The sequence below is a fragment of the Sinomonas sp. G460-2 genome (assembly GCF_047759905.1).
Taxonomy (GTDB): Bacteria; Actinomycetota; Actinomycetes; order Actinomycetales; family Micrococcaceae; genus Sinomonas.
The window spans coordinates 1-1,475 of record NZ_JBKZWT010000526.1 but is presented as its reverse complement, the minus strand read 5'-3'; the positions used below and the strand labels follow the sequence as shown (position 1 = coordinate 1,475).

The following is a 1,475-nucleotide window of genomic DNA, read 5'->3' as shown; positions in this document are numbered from 1 at the left end:
GGGTGTAGAGGCCCATCTCGTGGGCGGCGCTGAACAGCGCATCGACGGCGGGGGCACTCGTGAACGTCACGACGTCGAGCTCGCCCGCGCAGACCGCGGCAATGAGCGCCTCGAGCCGGTCCTCGCCCTCGGGCCGCACCCACCGGTAGGGCGTGACCGTGATGAGCTCGGCGCCCGCGTCCCGGAGCCGGTCGAGCTGCGCCCCGTCGGTGTACCCGTGGAGCTGGATGACCACGCGGCGCCCATCGAGCCGCCCGCCGGCGTCGCGGAGCACGAGGTCTACGAGCGTCGCGGTGGTCTCGTCGTTCGAGATGCCGACGTCTGCGAGCCCGGCCGCGCGGACGGCGCCGCGTGCCTTGGGCCCCCGCACGTAGAGGGACGCGGCGCTCAGGACCTCCTGGAGGTTCTCGCCGAGCCCTGCGGCGTCCGCGACCTCGAGCCATCGGCGCATGCCGTACGCGGTCGTGACGATGCAGATCTCAGGGCGCGACTCGATCGTGCGGCGAGTGTCCTCGAGGACGCCGAGATCCTGGCCAACGGGCGCGATCGTGAGCACAGGGGCGTGCAGCACCTCGGCCCCGCGCCGCTCGAGGGCCTCGATGAGGTCCTCCGCGCGTCGGTGCGAGGTGACGCCGACCCGGAAGCCCTTGAGGGCCGTCTCGAGCTCCGCCACCGCTCCCTTCGCCGTTGCGGCTCCCATCGTTGCCGCTCCGTTCATCTCAACGTCCTTCCCGTGGTCCTTGTGCCCGCTGCCCGTCACGACGTGAGCAGCGAGGCCGCGAGATCGTGGAGCTCCCGCCCCTCCGCTGCGCGGTCCCCGATTCCGGCGAGCCGCACCACATCGCCAATCACAATCACGGCCGGGTTGCCGCACGCCGAGGTGTCCGCCTCGGCCCGCCCCAGCTCGGTCACCGTGGTGCGCTGGCCCGCCTGGTGCCCGCGTTCGACGACGGCGAGCGGGGTATCGAGGGGCATCCCCGCCCGCCGCAGACCCGAGGCCAGATGGGGGAGGTTCGCGACGCCCATGAGGACAACCAGGGTTGCACCAGTGCCGCCGAGCCCAGCGAGGTGCTCATGCTCGGCAGTCGTGAGCGGCGCGTGGCCGGAGATCACGGTGAAGCAGTGGCTCACTTCCCGGTGTGTCACGGGGATCCCCGCGGCCGCGGGCACGGCGATCGAACTCGAGATCCCCGACACGACGCGGACGGGAACTCCGGCCTCCGCGCAGGCAACGGCCTCCTCGCCGCCCCGGCCGAACACGAACGGGTCGCCGCCCTTGAGCCGCACCACGTTGAGGCCCGCCTGGGCCTGCTCAACGATAAGCCGGTTGATCTCGCCCTGGGGGACCTTGTGGTGCCCCGGGAGCTTGCCGACGTCCACGAGCTGCGCCGTCGTGAGCCTCTCGAGCTCGCGCCACGGCGCGAGGCGGTCGAACAGGACCACGTCAGCGTCGCGAAGCGCCTCGACCGCGTCGA

Annotated in this window: 2 protein-coding genes; both read right to left on the bottom strand. The window is 72.3% G+C overall.

What is annotated here, in order from left to right:
* Positions 1–718 (bottom strand): uroporphyrinogen-III synthase (locus tag ACLN58_RS22145; protein WP_415857363.1); only part of this gene is annotated, 718 nt, incomplete at its 3' end.
* A gap of 38 nt (positions 719–756) precedes the next feature.
* Positions 757–1,475, bottom strand: a 719-nt coding sequence (cobA, locus tag ACLN58_RS22140; protein WP_415857362.1) for a uroporphyrinogen-III C-methyltransferase, incomplete at its 5' end; no start/stop codon positions are given.